We start from the raw sequence: 17442 nt of genomic DNA, 5'->3' as shown, positions 1-17442 counted from the left end.
ACGGGCCTGCCCGAGGCTACTGCAATGCCTGAACGCCAGCGACCAGCCAGCCGCTTGTGCCGCTCGTTGGCTTGGTCATGTTCCAGACTTCGCGGAACGGGCTCGGGCCCGAGGACATGTCCTCGCGGATCATTCCGGAGAACTCGACGCTGGCCAGGTAGGCGTCGGGCAGTTCCTCGATGCCCAGCAGCTTGGCATCGAGCATCACGACTTCGGTCTTGTTCGGCTGCCCGCCCGTATGCGCTTCGCGTTCGGCCAATTGCTGGCGGATTTCGCCCACCATGCCGTCGGTCATCATCGAGCGCAGCATGGTAATGTCGGCACGGTCCCATGCGTCCTGCAGCGTCACGAAATTGCGCTTGGCAGCGTTGAGGAAACCGTCAGCATCGAAGCCTGCGGGAACACCCCAGGTCTGCGAGCCGGCGAGAGCAGAGCCGATCATGCTGCCGCCTGCCGCCRCAGCGCCAGCCATCGACGACCCGCCGCTGCGCTCTGCCGAGTGATCGAGCTGCGCCGGAGAAGCGTCGAAGGCCGCCTGGTTGCGCTCCCAAGGACGCGCAGAAGCATCGTTGCCCACGTTGTTGGGGCTGTACTGCGCCGGTGCGGTCGCATCGGCCGGACTGCCTGCGCCCTGGAAAGCGAAGCCGCCGGTGCGCGATGCGGGCGCCGTGCGCGAACGCGCGGAAAAGATGCGCCACACAACCACGGCAGCCAGCACAAGAAGACCGATCAGCAGGATGTTGCCGAACGCGGCGCCGAGCCCCAACGAATGCGCAAGCCAAGCGAGGCCCAGGCCTGCAGCCAGTCCGCCGAGCATGCCCGCCCAGGGACGCTTGGGTGCAGCGGCAGGTGCCGCGGCTGCGGGCTTGGCCGCGGCGTTGTTCGCGCTCTGTGCCGGCGCGCCCGGTGTGACCGGCGCTGCCGGCGGTGTCGCCTGGCGCTGGGTGACGTTGTTCGACTGTCTGCCGAACGACTTTCCGCCGCCCATGCGTGCCGCGTCGGCATCGATGCTCACGATGGCCAGTGCGCACACGAACATGACGGACCAAAATTTCTTCATAACGTCTCCTCTAGGCAAACAGCTTCAACACTTGATTCCAACATGCAGGGCCACAACACCGCCAGTCATGTTGTGATAGTCCACATGCCCGAAACCGCCCTCCTTCATGAGGGTCTTGAGTTCGTCCTGGCCGGGATGCATGCGGATGGACTCGGCCAGATAGCGATAGCTGGCGTCATCACCGGCTACAACCTTGCCAAGCAGGGGCAGCACGCTGAACGAATACCAGTCGTAGGCCTTCTGCAGCGGCTTCGCGACCTTGGAGAATTCAAGCACCAGCAACTTGCCGCGAGGCTTCAGCACGCGGTTCATTTCCTTGATGGCGAGGTCCTTGTGCGTCATGTTGCGCAAGCCGAAGGCCACGGTCACCACATCGAAATGGTCGTCTGCAAAGGGCAGCTTCTCGGCATCGCAAACCATCGTCGGCAACGCGACGCCCGCATCGAGCAACCGATCGCGTCCGGTGCGCAGCATGGCTTCGTTGATGTCGGTGTGGACCACTTCGCCGGTGACGCCAACCTTCTTGGCGAAGGCGAGTGCGAGGTCTCCGGTACCGCCTGCGATGTCGAGCACCTTGGAGCCCTCGCCCACGTTCGCGACCATGATCGTGTAGGCCTTCCAGGCTCGATGAAGCCCCATGGACATGAGGTCGTTCATGAGGTCGTAGCGCGAGGCGACAGAGTCGAACACACCGCGCACGCGGCGTGCCTTGTCGCTCTCGTCGATCGATTCGAATCCGAAATGGGTGGTGCTCATTGAAAACCTTCGTGCTGCGCACTTCGTGCGAGCTCATGCACGCGATGTTAAGACGGAAGCGTTAGTACCGAGGCGACGACCCCGCAGGGCCACCGGGCATTCGTCACTGAATGACTCAATGGCTGCCGCAGGCGTGGCCGCCCTTGTCGGGCATGGGCGCATCGCGATCGACACCCGCCGCTGCCAAGCGACGCTCGTACTCGGCCCACCTCTCTTGCTGGCGTGCACCGAGTTCGTACAGCAGGTCCCAGGTGAAGATGCCGGTGCTGTGGCCGTCGCTGAACGTCGGCTGTACCGCGTAGTTGCCGACCGGCTGCAGATCCAGCAGGTCGACGTTGCGCTTGCCGGTCTGGAGGATCTCCTGGCCCGGACCGTGGCCTTGCACTTCGGCCGACGGCGAATAGATCCGCATCAGCTCAAACGGGATCTTGAAGAGCTTGCCGTCGGAGAAGCCGATTTCCAGCACGTGCGACCGGTTGTGCACGGTGATCGATTCCGGTGTGGGTGCGACTGCCTGCAAACCTGCCATCAGAAACTCCTTTTTGAGAGACGCTCGATCATGTCGCGCTCGGCTGCCGGCAAGCGAGCCTTGACGTCGGCCTCTTGGTGCAAGTCGCGCGCTCTTTGTGCCTGTGCCCACATCGGCGCTGGAAAGCGGCTGTCCCAGTCGAAACGCGCGATCACATGCCAATGAAGGTGCGGCACCATGTTGCCGAGCGCCGCGAGATTGATCTTGGCCGGTGCCAGTGCGCTGCGCAGGCTTTGCTCGACGATGGCAACGGCCTCCATGCAGTGCGCGCGATCGGCAGCCGACAGATCGGACAATTCAGCCACATGATCCTTCCACACGACACGATAGAAAGCCGGAAAGCCCTCTTCGATCGCATGGATCACCCGAAATAGCGGTGCATCGAAGACCAGCCGTCCGCCGGACTCATCGCACAGGGGGCAGCCCTTGACCCGGATCGCCGTCACACCAGCACGCGCTCGATGCCGCCCTGGTTGGCCGCGGCCACGTAGTCGGGCATCCAGTGTTCGCCCAGGATCTTGTTCGCCATCTCGACCACGATGTAGTCGGCTTCGAGCAAGCCGTTGTTCAGGTCATTGCCGTAGCGGCTCAGGCCCTGGAGGCAGCTCGGGCAACTCGTCAGGATCTTGACGTTGCCTTGCGGCGCGACCTTGCCCGAGTCGCGCAACTCGGCCTCGCCCTTCTTGAGCTCTTCTTCCTTGCGGAAACGGATTTGCGTCGAGATGTCCGGCCGCGATACGCCCAGCGTGCCGGACTCGCCACAGCAGCGGTCGTTCTTGAGCACGTTGTTGCCGACGAGTGCCTTCACGGTCTTCATTGGGTCCTGCAGCTTCATCGGCGTATGGCAGGGGTCGTGATAGAGATAGCCGCCCCCGCCAGCGTCTCCCAGAGTGATGCCCTTTTCAAGCAAGTACTCATGGATGTCGACGATGCGGCACCCCGGGAAGATCTTGTCGAACTGGTAGCCCTGCAACTGGTCATAGCAGGTGCCGCAACTCACAACCACGGTCTTGATGTCGAGGTAGTTCAGCGTGTTGGCGACACGGTGAAAGAGAACGCGGTTGTCCGTGATCATCTTCTCGGCCTTGTCGAACTGGCCGCTGCCGCGCTGCGGATAGCCACAGCAGAGATAGCCTGGCGGCAGAACCGTCTGCACGCCCGCATGCCACAGCATCGCTTGCGTCGCCAGCCCCACCTGCGAGAAGAGCCGCTCGGATCCGCAACCCGGAAAGTAGAACACCGCCTCGGTTTCCGGCGTGGTCGCACTCGGGTTGCGAATGATCGGGACGTACTCGGCATCTTCAATGTCGAGCAAGGCACGCGCCGTCTTCTTGGGCAATCCACCCGGCATCTTCTTGTTGATGAAATGGATCACCTGCTCCTTGGCCGGTGCCGCTCCCAGCGAGGCGGGCGGTGCGGCCGTCTGCTTCTTCGCCAGCCCGCGCAGCAGGTCGTTGGCCAGGCGTTGCACCTTGAAGCCGATGTCGACCATGCCCGTGCGCATCATCTTGATGGTCTGCGGATTGGTCGCGTTGAGGAAGAACATCGCCGCCGCATTGCCGGGCCGGAACGACTTCTGGCCCATCTTGCGCAAGAGATTGCGCATGTTCATCGACACGTCGCCGAAGTCGATCTTCACCGGACAAGGCGTGAGGCACTTGTGGCAGACCGTGCAATGGTCGGCCACGTCCTCGAACTCTTCCCAATGCTTGATGCTCACGCCGCGTCGGGTTTGCTCCTCGTACAGGAATGCTTCGACCAGCAGTGATGTGGCGAGGATTTTGTTGCGCGGCGAATACAGCAGGTTGGCACGCGGTACGTGGGTCGCGCACACCGGCTTGCACTTGCCGCAGCGGAGGCAATCCTTGACGCTGTCGGCGATGGCGCCAATGTCGCTCTGCTGCATGATGATCGACTCATGCCCCATGAGACCGAAGCTCGGCGTATAGGCATTGGTCAAATCGGCCGGCAATGAGCGACCGCCTTGCGCGAAATTCGCGTTGTCGCGCAGCAGCTTGCCCTTGTTGAAGCGGCCTTCGGGATCGACCCTGCGCTTGTAGTCGGCAAAAGGCTGAAGCTCGTCTTCGCTCAGGAATTCAAGCTTGGTGATGCCGATTCCATGCTCGCCCGAGATCACGCCGTCGAGGCTGCGCGCCAGCACCATGATCCGCGCGACCGCCTGGTGCGCCGTCTGCAGCATCTCGTAGTTGTCGCTGTTGACGGGGATGTTGGTGTGCACATTGCCGTCGCCCGCATGCATGTGAAGCGCAACCCAGACACGCCCCTTGAGCACGCGCTTGTGGATCGCACTGCACTCCGCGAGGATCGGCGCGAACTCGCCGCCGGCGAAGATCTCTGCGAGCGGCGCACGCAATTGCGTCTTCCAACTCGCGCGCAGCGAGTGGTCCTGCAATTGGGGGAAGAGCGGTTCGACGTCGTCGAGCCACTGCTGCCAAAGCGCCCGGACTTCGCGCACGAGCGCCAATGCCTGGGCCACCCGGTCTTCGAGCATCTCGGCCGAGGGGATGTCGTTGGCGTCGTCGCTCTTGCCCAACGGAAGATTGCCGCGCGCCAGGAAGGCTTCGAGCTCATCGGCCAACGAAATCTTGTTTCGCAGCGACAACTCGATGTTGATGCGCTCGATGCCGTCGGTGTATTCGGCCATGCGCGGCAGCGGGATGACGACGTCTTCATTGATCTTGAAGGCGTTGGTGTGACGGCTGATCGCGGCGGTGCGCTTGCGGTCGAGCCAGAACTTCTTGCGGGCCTCCGGGCTGATGGCAATGAAGCCTTCGCCGCTGCGCGAATTGGCGATGCGCACCACTTCGGACGTCACGCGTGCCACCGCATCGGCGTCGTCGCCGGCGATGTCGCCAAACAGCACCATCTTCGGCAGTCCGCCGTGGCGCTTCGATTTGGTGGCATAGCCCACTGCCTTCAGATAGCGGTCGTCCAGATGCTCCAGGCCCGCCAACAGCACGCCGGAGCGTTTCTGTTCCGCGAACATGAAGTCCTTGATCTCGACGATGCTGGGCACCGCGTCCTTGGCGTTGCCAAAGAACTCGAGGCATACCGTCCGGGTGTGCGCCGGCATGCGATGCACGATCCAGCGGCAGCTGGTGATCAGGCCATCGCAGCCCTCTTTCTGAATGCCCGGCAGACCCGAAAGAAATTTGTCGGTCACGTCCTTGCCGAGGCCTTCCTTGCGGAAGGTCTTGCCGGCGATTTCGAGGCGCTCGGCGCGCAGCGCTGTCTTTCCGTCGGCCGCAAAGTACTGCAGTTCGAAGACTGCGCTTTCGGCATCGTGAATCTTGCCGAGGTTATGGCCGACACGCGTGACTTCGAGCCATTCGGCCTGCGGCGTCACCATGCGCCACGAGGCGAGATTGTCCAGCGCCGTGCCCCAGAGCACGGCCTTTTTGCCGCCTGCATTCATCGCGACATTGCCGCCGACGCACGACGCTTCGGCAGAAGTGGGGTCGACCGCGAACACGAAGCCCGCGCGCTCGGCCGCATCGGCCACGCGCTGCGTGACGACGCCAGCTTCGGTCCAGATGGTCGGAACCGGCGCATCCAGCCCCGGCAGCGAGGCCATCTCGACCTCGGTCATCGCCTCGAGCTTCTCGGTGTTGATGACGACGCTGTTCCAGGTCAGCGGAATCGCGCCGCCCGTATAGCCGGTGCCGCCTCCGCGCGGAATGATGGTCAGGCCAAGCTCGATGCAGCCCTTGACCAGGGCCGCCATTTCGGCTTCGGTGTCAGGCGTGAGCACGACGAAGGGATATTCGACGCGCCAGTCGGTGGCGTCGGTCACGTGCGAAACGCGAGACAGCCCGTCGAACTTGATGTTGTCCTTGGCAGTGAGCCGGCGAAGCGTGCGCGTCGCCTTGCGCCGCAGCGCGGCGACATCGCGGAACATGGTGTCGAACGCCGAGATCGCCTTGGCGACCAGAGCGGTCAATTCGCCTACCAGCGAGTCGCGCTGTGCATCGGCGTCGGGCGTGCGCCGCTTCTGGACTTCGGCGAGCCGATGATTGAGCGCGTCCACCAGCTGGCCGCGTCGGCGCGGGTTGTCCAGCAGGTCATCGACCAAGTAGGGATTGCGCTGGACGACCCATATGTCGCCGAGCACCTCATAGAGCATACGGGCCGACCGGCCGGTGCGTCGCTCGGATCGAAGGGTTTGCAGCAGTTCCCAACCTCTTTCGCCGAGCAGGCGAATCACGATCTCCCTGTCGGAGAAGCTGGTGTAGTTGTAGGGGATCTCACGCAATCGCGCGGGCTCTGCGGCCTGCGACAACAACGCCGTCAACGCGGTCGGAGCATTCATCGGGGAGTGGCCTCGGTCGGGCGCCGCGCGCCCCATGAACCAGGGGCGTGAATTTTAAGGCAGCCCCGAAGGGCTCGCAGACATGTCAGAAGAGCACCCGGCTCCGGATCGTGCCGGGAACCTTCGCGAGTTTTTCGAGTGCAAGATCGGACGAAGCCGCGTCGATGTCGGTCACCACGTAGCCGACCTTCTCGTTCGTTTGCAGGAACTGCGACGCGATGTTGATGTTGTTCTCGGAAAAAATCCGGTTGATCTCGGACAGCACCCCCGGCACGTTGCGGTGGATGTGCAGCAGGCGATGCTTGCCGAGATGCGCAGGCAGCGCCACCTCGGGAAAATTCACGGACGAAGTGGAAGTGCCGTTGTCGCTGTACTTGACGAGCTTTTCAGCCACTTCGAGGCCGATGTTGGCCTGTGCTTCCATGGTCGACCCGCCGATGTGAGGCGTAAGGATCACGTTATCGAGGCCACGAAGCGGCGACTGGAACTCGTCCTTGTTGCTTCGCGGCTCGACCGGGAACACATCGATGGCCGCGCCCAGCAGCTTCTTGTCCGTCAGGGCAGCAGCCAGCGCATCGATCTGGACCACTGTGCCTCGTGAGGCATTGATCAGGATGGCGCCAGGCTTCATCGCTGCGATTTCGGCGGCGCCGATCATCCATTGGGTGGCCTGCGTTTCCGGCACGTGAAGGCTGACGATGTCGCTTTGCGCGAGCAGGTCCTTCAGTTCACGCACCTGGCGCGCATTGCCGAGGGGCAGCTTTGTCACGACGTCGAAGAAGGCGACGTTCATTCCCAACGCTTCGGCGAGAACCGAAAGTTGAGCGCCGATGGAGCCGTAACCCACGATGCCGAGCGTCTTGCCACGAATCTCGAAAGCGTTCTCAGCCGACTTGAGCCAGCCGCCACGGTGCGCGACGGCGCTTTTCTCGGGCACGCCCCGCAGCAAAAGGATGGCTTCCGCCAGAACCAGTTCGGCAACCGAGCGCGTGTTCGAGAAGGGAGCGTTGAAAACAGCCACGCCGTGTTCGCGCGCCGCATCGAGATCGACTTGATTGGTCCCGATGCAGAAGCAGCCGACCGCGACCAGCTTGTGCGCCTGGGCAAATACTTCGGCCGTCAATTGGGTGCGCGATCGGATACCGAGAAAGTGCACGTCGGCAACGCGGGCCTTGAGTTCGGCGTCGGGCAATGCGCCGGACACTGTTTCGACATTGGTGTAGCCCGCCGCGTGAAGCACTTCAACCGCCGAAGGATGGATGCCTTCGAGCAGGAGGAACTTGATCTTGCTTTTGTCCAGGGAGGTCTTGCTCATGGGGAAACCGCGAGTCAGTCAGCGCGAGTCGGCGAGTCAGAGAGCGGAGCCGAAAAATGGGAAAACGATCCTAGCATGGTGCGCTGCAACACGCAGGCGTCGGGGTCGCGGCGCACCAAAAGGGTTTCCCCCGTTGAGGCACACTCCCGGCGCACGAAAAATATGTGACCTTGTCGTGTCATACGCGCGATCTAGCATTCGCGCGTTCATTTCTTTCAGTTTCCCTCAGGAGTCTTCATGCGATTCAAAACGCTCGCCTTGGCCTCGGCGCTTGCCGCAACGCTGTTCACACCCGCGTTCGCGCAAACCGAAATCCAATGGTGGCATTCCATGACCGCCGTCAACAACGAATGGGTCAATGATCTGGCCAAGCAATTCAACGAGAGCCAGAAGGAATACAAAGTGGTGCCGGTGTTCAAGGGCACCTACGATGAATCGATGACCGCGTCGATCGCCGCCTTCCGGGCCGGCAATGCGCCGCACATCCTGCAGGTGTTCGAAGTGGGCACCGCGACGATGATGGCCAGCAAGGGCGCCATCATTCCCGTCGGGCAAGTCATGAAAGATGCGGGCGAGAAGTTCGACCCGAGCGGCTACATCTCCGCGGTCGCCGGCTATTACACGGCGCCCAACGGACAGATGCTGAGCTTCCCGTTCAACAGTTCGACCACCATCTTCTACTGGAACAAGGATGCCTTCAAGGCAGCCGGCCTCCCGACCGACAAGGCCCCCGCCACGTGGCCCGAAGTCATCGCCGCGGCCGCCAAGCTGAAGGCAGCAGGCCACAAGTGCCCTTTCACCACGGCATGGCAAGGCTGGACGCAGCTCGAGAGCTTCTCGGCCTGGCACAACGTCGAGTTCGCGACCAAGAGCAACGGGCTCGCCGGTCTCGACGCGCGCATGAAGATCGACTCGCCGCTGCACGTGCGCCACATCGAGAACCTCGCCAATATGGCCAAGCAGGGCCTCTTCGTCTACAAGGGACGCGGCAACGTGCCCGAGGCGAGCTTCGTGTCGGGCGAGTGCGCCATGATCAACACGTCGTCGGGCTTCTACGGCAACGTCGCCAAGAACGCCAAGTTCGCCTATGGGTTGGCCCCGCTGCCCTATTACCCGGACGTTCCGGGCGCACCGCAGAACACCGTGATCGGCGGCGCCAGCCTCTGGGTGATGTCGGGCAAGAAGCCCGCCGAATACAAGGGCGTCGCGAAGTTCTTCACCTTCATCTCGCAGCCTGAAGTGCAGTCCGCCAGCCACAAGCGCACGGGCTATCTTCCGATCACGACGGCCGCCTACCAACTCACCGAGAAGTCAGGCTTCTACAAGGAAAACCCGGGCACGGACGTTGCCGTGACGCAGATGATCCGCAAGGTGACGGACAAGAGCCGCGGCATTCGCCTGGGCAACTATGTGCAGGTGCGCGCCATCGAGGACGAGGAACTCGAACAGGTCTGGAACGGCAAGAAGACTGCCAAGGAAGCGCTGGACGAGATCGTCAAGCGCGGCAACGAGCAGATCGAACGCTTCCAGAAGGCCAACAAGAGCTGAAGCCCCGCTCCCCGCCTGGCGCGGGGGGCGCCGGCCACCGGCCGATGGCGAAGTAGACTCCGCCCCGCCCGCTTCATCCGAGTCGGCGGGTTTTTCTTTTTTGAGGTTGCATGGAAAAACGGGTTGTTTTCCGATCCCGATGGCTGCCGTGGCTGCTGATGGCACCGCAGATGGTAGTGATCCTCGTATTCTTTTTTTGGCCGGCGGCACAGGCGATCATGCAGTCGCTCCAGCAGCAGGATGCATTCGGGACATCCATAGAGTTCGTCGGCTTCGACAACTTTCGCCACCTGTTTGCCGATCCGAGCTACGTCGAGTCGTTCAAGACCACGGCCGTGTTCTCGGTGCTGGTCGCGGGCATCGGGCTGAGCCTGTCGCTCGCGCTGGCCGTCTTTGCGGACCGCATCATTCACGGCGGCATGTTCTACAAGACCATGCTGATCCTGCCTTACGCTGTCGCGCCGTCGGTTGCGGCGGTGGTGTGGGTTTTCATGTTCTCGCCGTCACTGGGCGTGGTCTCTTATGCGCTCGGGAAGATTGGGTTCGACTGGAACCATCTGCTCAACTCGGGCCATGCAATGGCGCTGATTGTTCTCGCGTCAGTCTGGAAGCAGATTTCGTACAACTTCCTGTTCTTCCTGGCGGGCCTTCAGTCGATTCCCAAATCGCTCATCGAGGCGGCCGCTATCGACGGTGCGCGTCCTTGGCGCCGCTTTTGGACCGTGCAGTTTCCGCTGCTGTCCCCGACGACCTTCTTCCTGCTGGTGATCAACGTCGTCTATGCCTTCTTCGACACCTTCGCCATCGTCGATACGGCGACCCAGGGCGGCCCGGGCCGGGACACGGCGATCCTCGTCTACAAGGTCTACTACGACGGCTTCAAGGCCATGGACCTCGGCGGGTCGGCCGCGCAATCGGTGATCCTGATGCTGATCGTGGTCGTGCTGACCGTCATCCAGTTTCGCTACGTCGAAAAGAAAGTGCAGTACTGACCATGGTCGAAAAACGTGGTACTCACGGCATCCTTGCCCAAGTGGTGATGGTGCTCGGCGTCTTCATCATCGCCTTTCCGATTTACCTGGCGTTCGTGGCCTCGACGCACACGGCGCAGGAAATCGTGCAGGCTCCCATGCCGCTTCTGCCTGGAAGCCACATGCTGGAAAGCTACAAATCGGCGCTCTTCGGACGCGAGACCAGTGCCGGCTCCAATGCGCCTGTCGCGCACATGATGTGGGTCAGCCTCGTTACCGCACTGGTCATCGCGATCGGAAAGATCACGATCTCGCTGCTGTCGGCCTTTGCGATCGTCTACTTCAAGTTTCCGTTTCGGCGGTTCTGCTTCTGGATGATCTTCGTGACGCTGATGCTGCCGGTGGAGGTGCGCATCCTGCCCACTTATCAGGTGCTATCGGATCTGCACATGCTCAACACCTATGCCGGGTTGACTGTTCCGCTGATCGCGTCGGCCACGGCGACGTTTCTCTTCCGCCAGTTTTTCATGACGGTGCCGGACGAACTCACCGAGGCGTCGCGCATGGACGGCGCCAGCCCAATGCGCTTTTTCTGGGACGTGCTGCTGCCGCTGTCGAAGACGTCCATTGCCGCGCTGTTCGTGATCCAGTTCATCTACGGCTGGAACCAGTATCTCTGGCCCCTGCTTGCGACCACTGGTGAAGACATGTACCCGGTGGTCGTCGGCATCAAGCGCCTGATCGCCGGCGGCGATTCGCAGAACGAGTGGAACGTTGTGATGGCAACGGCCATCCTCGCGATGGTGCCGCCCGCCCTCGTTGTCGTGCTCATGCAGAAGTGGTTCGTCAAGGGCCTCGTGGATACCGAGAAGTAATCGGAAAGACCGAAAAGACAAGAACAGAACATGGCAGCTCTCTCGTTTCGCAACGTTATCAAGCGCTATGGGCATGGGCCCAAGGCGAACCAGGTCATCCACGGCGTCAGTGCCGAAGTCGCAGACCACGAATTCATCGTCATCGTCGGGCCTTCGGGCTGTGGCAAGTCCACGCTGCTGCGCATGGTCGCAGGGCTGGAGGAGGTCAGCGCCGGCGAGATCCGCATCGGCGACAAGGTGGTGAACAATCTCGAACCGGCCGAGCGCGACATCGCGATGGTGTTCCAGAACTACGCGCTCTATCCGCACATGTCAGTGTTCGACAACATGGCCTACGGCCTGAAGATCGCCAAGGTGCCGGTGCCCGAGATCAAGACGCGCGTTGACAAGGCCGCCAAGATCCTGGAACTGGGGCATCTTCTGGCGCGCAAGCCGCGCGAGCTGTCCGGGGGGCAGCGTCAACGCGTTGCCATGGGGCGCGCGATCGTTCGGCAGCCACGCGTGTTTCTGTTCGACGAGCCGCTGTCGAACCTTGACGCCAAACTGCGCGCGCAGACCCGCCTGGAAATCCAGAAGCTGCATCGCGAACTCGGCATCACTTCTCTTTTCGTGACCCACGACCAGGTCGAGGCCATGACGCTCGCCCAGCGGATCATCGTGATGAACGGCGGCGTGATGGATCAGTTCGGCACGCCCGAGGACGTCTACTCGCGACCCGCCACGACTTTCGTCGCAAGCTTCATGGGCTCACCTCCGATGAACTTGCTGAAGGACGCACCCGGCGTGCGAACCGGCATGATCCTCGGCATTCGGCCGGAGCACCTGACGCTCGACGCAAGCGGATGGTCGGTGCAGGTCGAGTACGTGGAAATGCTCGGCGCCGAACGTCTGATCTACGGCCGGCTCGGCGAAGAACAGCTGGTCATGCGGGCCGACGAAAGCCAGACCCCACCCGCCGCGGGCGACACCGTGAAGATTGCCGCCCGACAGGACAAGCTTCATTGGTTCGACGCCGGCTCCGGAAAGCGCGCAGGATGAGCGCAGCGCCAAGCATGAAACGCTGGCCCTATCCGCGCTGGATCGCGCACCGCGGCGCAGGCAAGCTCGCGCCCGAGAACACGATGGCCGCGTTCCGGCTGGGCGCCGAATACGGATTTCGCATGTTCGAATGCGACGCCAAGCTCAGTGCTGATGGTGTGCCCTTCCTCCTGCACGACAGCACGCTCGAACGCACGAGCAACGGCCAGGGCATTGCGGGCGACCAGCCCTGGTCGGCACTGTCCCAACTGGATGCCGGGGCATGGCATTCGCGCCGCTACGCTGGCGAACCGCTGGCCAGCCTCGAGGGGCTGATCCGTTTTTGCGTGGCGAACCGGCATGCGCTCAACATCGAAATCAAGCCGACTCCCGGCCTGGAGCGGCCCACTGGCGAAGCCGTGGCGCGGCACGCGGCCGCGCTGTGGACCGACGCGACTCTTGCCCCGCCCTTCCTCACGTCATTTCAGCCCGATGCACTTCGGGGAGCCCTGACGACGCGTCCCGAGCTCCCGCGCGGTCTGCTGCTGGGCACCCTGTCGGAAGGCTGGCTCGACGCGGCCTTGCAACTGCGCTGCTCCGCTATCGTCTGCAACTATGCGCTGTGGGACGCGACGACGGTGGCGCAGGTTCACGCGGCGGGTATGCGCGCGTTGAGCTACACGGTCAATGACGAATGGGCGGCCCAGCGTTTGATCGCACTGGACACCGACGGAATCATCACCGATCGGATCGACAGGTTCAGCCCGGCAGACTGACCCTCGGGTCGCAACTCGTCGGGTCCGCCGGCTGTGCGCCTTCTATGATGAAGACATGAGCTGGCTCTCACGTCTCGCGGCCCTTTTGCTTGCCGCCATGCTTTGCTGCACGGCAATGGCGGCAAGTGCGGCACTTGCGCAGGACAACGACGCCACTGAAGTCGCCCCGAGCGTCGCGGCCCTCCGCGCCCGGCTCGACAGTCTGCCGGGAGATGTCGAGCACTCTGAAGATGTCGCCAGCATCATCACCGAGCTCAATGGAATCAGCGCCGCCGCGGAGAAAGTCATCTCCTCGCGAACCGGCGACCTGAACGATCTGAACGCGCGTCTCGGCGAACTTGGCAACCCGCCGCCCGCCGGAGCGCCAGCGGAGAACCCCGACATCACCCGTCGCCGCGCCACCTTGACCAAGGAACGCAACGCGCTGGACGCCGACATCCGCTTGGCACGGCTCGTGACCGTTGACGCCCAGCAACGCGCCAGCGACCTTCTCGCCAAGCGCAGGGCCATGTTCGAAGCCCAGTTGACCGAACGCGCTCCTTCTCCGCTCGGAAGGGAATTCTGGGGCGACATGTCCGAGGCGTGGTCCGGCGACGTCGACCGGCTGCGCGAACTCGGAAGCGAGATTGAACAAGGCGTGGAGGTTGCGAAACAGCCCGCCCATGCCTCGGCCGTGCTCGTGAGCTTGATTCTTGCGCTGCTCCTTGCGCTGCCCGGCAACTGGCTCGCGGAGACCGTGCTCACGCGGATTGCCGCGCGCGTTCTTCCTGCCGGAAGGCTGCGACGCTCGCTGCTCGTGATCGCGATCGTCACCGCCAACGTCGTTCTGGTTGGCGTGGCGGCGCATGGAGTCTTCACTACCCTCGAGCTGCACCAGATATGGGGCGAGAAGACGCGCAAGCTGGGCCAGGCGATGGTGCAGTCGAGCGTATTCATCGCCTTTGTCGTGGGTCTGGGGCGGGCTTTGCTGGCCAACGGCCGGCCCTCGTGGCGGCTGCCGCCCATCCCCAATGCGATGGCGTCTCGCCTCGCGCCTTTCCCCTGGCTGATGGCGCTGGTGGCCGTATTGGTGTGGTTGCCGACGCAGATCAACGCCTTGGTCGAAGCCAGTTTTGCCGCCGTGGTGGCCGCGCACGTCGTCACGGCCCTGGCGCTCACCGGGATCATCGGGGCGATGCTGTTGCGGCTGCGCGGCCCGCGCGAGGTGGCGCCGGCCTCCGAAGCGCTTGGGGACACGGCCGCCCCCGGTCCGGCACCTCAGGAGCCTCACGCCCCTCCTTCGCCCTCAACGGACGCGCTGGAGCGGCCGCTCTGGGTCGGTGTGCTCTTGGGGATGGTCACGCTGATCCTGGTCGTGATCTGGGTTCTGGTGGCAATCGGCTATGTCGCAATGGCGAGCTTTCTGGCCAGCCAGCTCAACTGGTCGGGCATCGTGGTGGCGGCCTTTTATGTGCTCTTCAAGTTCGCGGACGACTTCTTCATGGCCGTTGTGTCGTCGCGCAGCAGCTTCGGCCAACGGCTGCACCTGAGCTTCGGGCTGGCTCCGAGCACTCTGGATCAAGCCGCGGTCGCACTATCGGGCCTGAGCCGCGTCGCGCTGTTCTTCTACATGATCATCGCGCTGGCCACGCCCTTGGGCACGAGCCCCGGCGAGGTGTTCCAACGCAGCGGCAAGTACGGCACTGGCGTCAAGGTTGGCGAAATCCAGTTGGTGCCCGGCGCCATCTTCGCCGCCGTTGCGGTGCTCGTCGCCGGCTTCATCGCCTTGCGCATTGTCAAGAACTGGCTCGACAAACGATTCCTGCCGACCACCGCGCTCGAGCCCGGCATGCAGAGCTCGATTACCACGCTATTGGGGTACGTGGGCGGGATCATCGTGATCGCCTTCGCGATGTCGGCGCTCGGCGTCGGAATCGAGCGCATTGCGTGGGTGGCCAGCGCACTGTCGGTGGGTATCGGCTTTGGTTTGCAGGCAATCGTGCAGAACTTCATTTCGGGATTGATCCTGCTCGCCGAACGCCCGGTCAAGGTCGGCGACTGGGTGGTCCTGGGCAACGCCGAGGGAGACATCCGCCGCATCAACGTGCGTGCGACGGAAATCCAGCTGGGCGACCGCTCGACGATGATCGTTCCGAATTCCGAATTCATCACCAAGACCGTGCGCAACATGACGCTCTCGAACGCCGAAGGCCGGGTGCTGATTCGTCTTCCGATGCCCCTGACCACGGATGCGTCCCGCGCACGCGAAGTGATGTTGGCCGCGTTCGCGAACCATCCCGCAGTGCTCGCCACCCCGGCACCGAGTGTCACGCTCGAAGGCATCGAGGTGGGCTTCATGATCTTCCAGGCGGTGGCCTATGTGCAGAGCCCGCGTCTTGCGGGCGGCGCGCGCAGCGACGTGCTCTTCGCGATCCTGGATGGCCTTCGCGCAGCGGGCATGCCGATGGCCGYCTACCCCGGGGTACCGTCAGGGATGCCGGCACCCCCCTCCCCGATGGCAGCGGTGCCGCCTCCGCCGCCTAGCGTGCTGCCCGGCACTGCGACCTAGCGCCGCCAAGCTCCGGAGACGAGCCACTGGCTGGTGCCGCACGCAACCACCAATGCGGCATAGGTCGCCATCCTGCCGTCCTGGCCGAAGACGATCAGTCCGGCCAGGAGGACTGCGAACCCAACGACGAAATTGATCCCGCCCTGGACCCACAAGGCGAGAGGCTTGCCTGACCGACGCATGGCGAACCGGCCGAGAAGCGCACACAAAAAGCCGACCGCAAAAGCCGGAGCGGCGAAGTTGAGAACGTGATTGAAAAGATCCAGCGGGGTCATTCGAGGGCCATGGAGAAGCGACGTCCAGGAGATCGGAAGCCCTGGCTACGGCCATTTTCTGAAGGTCGGCCCATCCATGGGCGGCGGATTTTATAATCAGCGGCTATGTCAGTCTGGGCCCTCGGGTTGAACCACACGACCGCGCCGCTCGACCTGCGCGGTCGTTTCGCGTTCGCCATCGATCAGATCGCCCCGACGCTTCAAAGCCTGCGACATTCGTTCGGCTCCAACAAGCACCCCGACGTCGAAGCGGCCATCATCTCGACCTGCAATCGCACCGAGATCTACTGTGCCGCGAATCATCTGGCGCTCGACCATACGGTCGATTGGCTCGCCCACAGCGGAGGGGTCTCGCCAGCGCTGCTCCGCTCCCACGCCTATACGCTCCACGACGACCAGGCTGCCCGGCATGCGTTCCGCGTTGCAAGCGGGCTCGATTCCATGGTGCTGGGCGAGGCCCAGATCCTCGGCCAGATGAAAGACGCCGTGCGCGCCGCCGAAACGGCCGGGGCGCTCGGGACGACGCTCAACCAGCTCTTCCAGCGCTCTTTTGCGGTTGCCAAGGAAGTCCGCACCGCGACCGAAATCGGCGCTCATTCCATCAGCATGGCGGCAGCAGCGGTTCGGTTGGCCGGACAGCTGTTCGAGGACTTGCAACGCACTCGCGTGCTGTTCGTCGGCGCTGGCGAGATGATTGACCTGGCCGCCACGCACTTTGCCGCCAGGCAGCCCAAATCCATCGTGATCGCCAACCGCACGCTGGAGCGCGGCGAAAAACTGGCCTCGCGCTTTGGCGGCGAAGCCATGCGGTTGGCCGATCTTCCGGCACGCCTGGCCGAGTTCGACATCGTGGTGAGCTGCACGGCAAGCACATTGCCGCTGATTGGCTTGGGCGCCGTCGAACGTGCCCTCAAGCTGCGCAAGCACCGCCCCATGTTCATGGTCGACCTTGCGGTGCCGCGCGACATCGAGCCCGAGGTCAAGGCGCTCGAAGACATCTATCTCTACACCGTCGACGATCTCGCTCAGGTCGTGCAGCAAGGCCACGCCAGCCGGCAAGCGGCCGTGGCGCAAGCCGAAGTCATCATCGACGCGGGGGTCCAGAGCTTCATGCATTGGCTGGACCAGCGCGGCGCGGTGCCTCTGATCCAGCAACTCAATGCCCAGACCGACGAGTGGCGCACGATGGAGTTGACTCGCGCGCGCAAACTGCTTGCCAAGGGCGAAAGCGTCGAAGTCGTGCTTGAAGCTTTGTCCCGCGGACTCACGCAAAAGATGCTTCACGGCGCGCTCGCCGAACTGCACGCCGGCGATGCCGCCGCGCGCGAACAGACCGCCCAGACAATTTCGCGTCTCTTCCTGCGCAAAGAGCGTTAGCGAGTTTCTTTTCCGGCGCCGCGCCGCCGAAATACCCTTGCCGCCAGCCCATTGGCGTGCGGCTC

Annotated in this window: 14 protein-coding genes; 7 read left to right on the top strand and 7 right to left on the bottom strand. The window is 63.2% G+C overall.

Features of this window, described 5'->3' with window-relative positions; all coding sequences use genetic code 11:
• Nucleotides 1-16: 16 nt before the first annotated feature.
• The 6 genes from AC1DMA_RS20720 to serA all read right to left on the bottom strand — a co-directional run bounded on the left by AC1DMA_RS20720 (nucleotide 17) and on the right by serA (nucleotide 7990).
• Complete coding sequence (locus AC1DMA_RS20720; protein WP_478145359.1) at nucleotides 17-1060, bottom strand: Tim44 domain-containing protein; 1044 nt, start codon at nucleotides 1058-1060, stop codon at nucleotides 17-19.
• Nucleotides 1061-1084: 24 nt separating this feature from the next.
• Nucleotides 1085-1816, bottom strand: a complete 732-nt coding sequence (gene ubiE, locus AC1DMA_RS20715) for a bifunctional demethylmenaquinone methyltransferase/2-methoxy-6-polyprenyl-1,4-benzoquinol methylase UbiE (protein ID WP_478145358.1) — start codon at nucleotides 1814-1816, stop codon at nucleotides 1085-1087.
• Between the two features lie 115 nt (nucleotides 1817-1931).
• Nucleotides 1932-2345 (bottom strand): gamma-butyrobetaine hydroxylase family protein, encoded by a 414-nt coding sequence (locus AC1DMA_RS20710; protein WP_478145357.1) that lies wholly within the window; start codon nucleotides 2343-2345, stop codon nucleotides 1932-1934.
• Nucleotides 2345-2782 (bottom strand): HIT family protein, encoded by a 438-nt coding sequence (locus AC1DMA_RS20705; protein ID WP_478145404.1) that lies wholly within the window; start codon nucleotides 2780-2782, stop codon nucleotides 2345-2347. The genes AC1DMA_RS20710 and AC1DMA_RS20705 overlap by 1 nt, the downstream gene beginning before the upstream one ends.
• A gap of 5 nt (nucleotides 2783-2787) precedes the next feature.
• Nucleotides 2788-6675: a DUF3683 domain-containing protein gene (locus AC1DMA_RS20700; protein WP_478145356.1), complete on the bottom strand. Its 3888-nt coding sequence runs from the start codon at nucleotides 6673-6675 to the stop codon at nucleotides 2788-2790.
• Nucleotides 6676-6760: 85 nt separating this feature from the next.
• Complete coding sequence (gene serA, locus AC1DMA_RS20695; protein WP_478145355.1) at nucleotides 6761-7990, bottom strand: phosphoglycerate dehydrogenase; 1230 nt, start codon at nucleotides 7988-7990, stop codon at nucleotides 6761-6763.
• 237 nt (nucleotides 7991-8227) lie between these two features.
• Here serA and ugpB point away from each other — a divergent pair, with 237 nt between their 5' ends.
• The 6 genes from ugpB (at nucleotide 8228) to AC1DMA_RS20665 (ending at nucleotide 15725) form a co-directional block, all read left to right on the top strand.
• Nucleotides 8228-9538, top strand: a complete 1311-nt coding sequence (ugpB, locus tag AC1DMA_RS20690; RefSeq protein WP_478125536.1) for a sn-glycerol-3-phosphate ABC transporter substrate-binding protein UgpB — start codon at nucleotides 8228-8230, stop codon at nucleotides 9536-9538.
• A 110-nt stretch (nucleotides 9539-9648) separates the two neighbouring features.
• On the top strand, nucleotides 9649-10530 hold the full coding sequence (gene ugpA / locus AC1DMA_RS20685) for a sn-glycerol-3-phosphate ABC transporter permease UgpA (RefSeq protein ID WP_478125535.1): 882 nt from the start codon (nucleotides 9649-9651) through the stop codon (nucleotides 10528-10530).
• 2 nt (nucleotides 10531-10532) lie between these two features.
• Nucleotides 10533-11384: a sn-glycerol-3-phosphate ABC transporter permease UgpE gene (gene ugpE, locus AC1DMA_RS20680; protein ID WP_478125534.1), complete on the top strand. Its 852-nt coding sequence runs from the start codon at nucleotides 10533-10535 to the stop codon at nucleotides 11382-11384.
• Nucleotides 11385-11414: 30 nt separating this feature from the next.
• Nucleotides 11415-12422, top strand: a complete 1008-nt coding sequence (gene ugpC / locus AC1DMA_RS20675) for a sn-glycerol-3-phosphate ABC transporter ATP-binding protein UgpC (protein ID WP_478125533.1) — start codon at nucleotides 11415-11417, stop codon at nucleotides 12420-12422.
• 14 nt (nucleotides 12423-12436) lie between these two features.
• Nucleotides 12437-13177 (top strand): glycerophosphodiester phosphodiesterase, encoded by a 741-nt coding sequence (gene ugpQ, locus AC1DMA_RS20670; RefSeq protein ID WP_478145354.1) that lies wholly within the window; start codon nucleotides 12437-12439, stop codon nucleotides 13175-13177.
• A gap of 55 nt (nucleotides 13178-13232) precedes the next feature.
• A complete protein-coding gene (locus AC1DMA_RS20665; RefSeq protein ID WP_478145353.1) occupies nucleotides 13233-15725 on the top strand; it encodes a DUF3772 domain-containing protein in 2493 nt (830 codons plus the stop codon).
• Here the strand turns inward: AC1DMA_RS20665 and AC1DMA_RS20660 are convergent.
• Nucleotides 15722-16000 (bottom strand): hypothetical protein, encoded by a 279-nt coding sequence (locus AC1DMA_RS20660; RefSeq protein WP_478145352.1) that lies wholly within the window; start codon nucleotides 15998-16000, stop codon nucleotides 15722-15724. The genes AC1DMA_RS20665 and AC1DMA_RS20660 overlap by 4 nt on opposite strands.
• Nucleotides 16001-16105: 105 nt before the next feature.
• Between AC1DMA_RS20660 and hemA the strand changes: the two genes are divergently transcribed.
• Nucleotides 16106-17377: a glutamyl-tRNA reductase gene (gene hemA / locus AC1DMA_RS20655; protein ID WP_478125529.1), complete on the top strand. Its 1272-nt coding sequence runs from the start codon at nucleotides 16106-16108 to the stop codon at nucleotides 17375-17377.
• Nucleotides 17378-17442: the final 65 nt, after the last annotated feature.

It is taken from the genome of Variovorax sp. 05N34, from assembly GCF_056397405.1.
Note: the sequence above shows the minus strand (reverse complement) of the source record. Positions and strands in the feature narration are given on the sequence as shown.

Coding starts and splice junctions, on each gene's coding strand:
- AC1DMA_RS20700 (WP_478145356.1), bottom strand. CDS start 6,675: ATGAATGCTCCGACCGCGTTGACGGCGTTGTTGTCGCAGGCCGCAGAG.
- hemA (WP_478125529.1), top strand. CDS start 16,106: ATGTCAGTCTGGGCCCTCGGGTTGAACCACACGACCGCGCCGCTCGAC.
- ugpB (WP_478125536.1), top strand. CDS start 8,228: ATGCGATTCAAAACGCTCGCCTTGGCCTCGGCGCTTGCCGCAACGCTG.
- ubiE (WP_478145358.1), bottom strand. CDS start 1,816: ATGAGCACCACCCATTTCGGATTCGAATCGATCGACGAGAGCGACAAG.
- serA (WP_478145355.1), bottom strand. CDS start 7,990: ATGAGCAAGACCTCCCTGGACAAAAGCAAGATCAAGTTCCTCCTGCTC.
- ugpA (WP_478125535.1), top strand. CDS start 9,649: ATGGAAAAACGGGTTGTTTTCCGATCCCGATGGCTGCCGTGGCTGCTG.
- ugpC (WP_478125533.1), top strand. CDS start 11,415: ATGGCAGCTCTCTCGTTTCGCAACGTTATCAAGCGCTATGGGCATGGG.
- ugpQ (WP_478145354.1), top strand. CDS start 12,437: ATGAAACGCTGGCCCTATCCGCGCTGGATCGCGCACCGCGGCGCAGGC.
- AC1DMA_RS20710 (WP_478145357.1), bottom strand. CDS start 2,345: ATGGCAGGTTTGCAGGCAGTCGCACCCACACCGGAATCGATCACCGTG.
- AC1DMA_RS20660 (WP_478145352.1), bottom strand. CDS start 16,000: ATGACCCCGCTGGATCTTTTCAATCACGTTCTCAACTTCGCCGCTCCG.
- ugpE (WP_478125534.1), top strand. CDS start 10,533: ATGGTCGAAAAACGTGGTACTCACGGCATCCTTGCCCAAGTGGTGATG.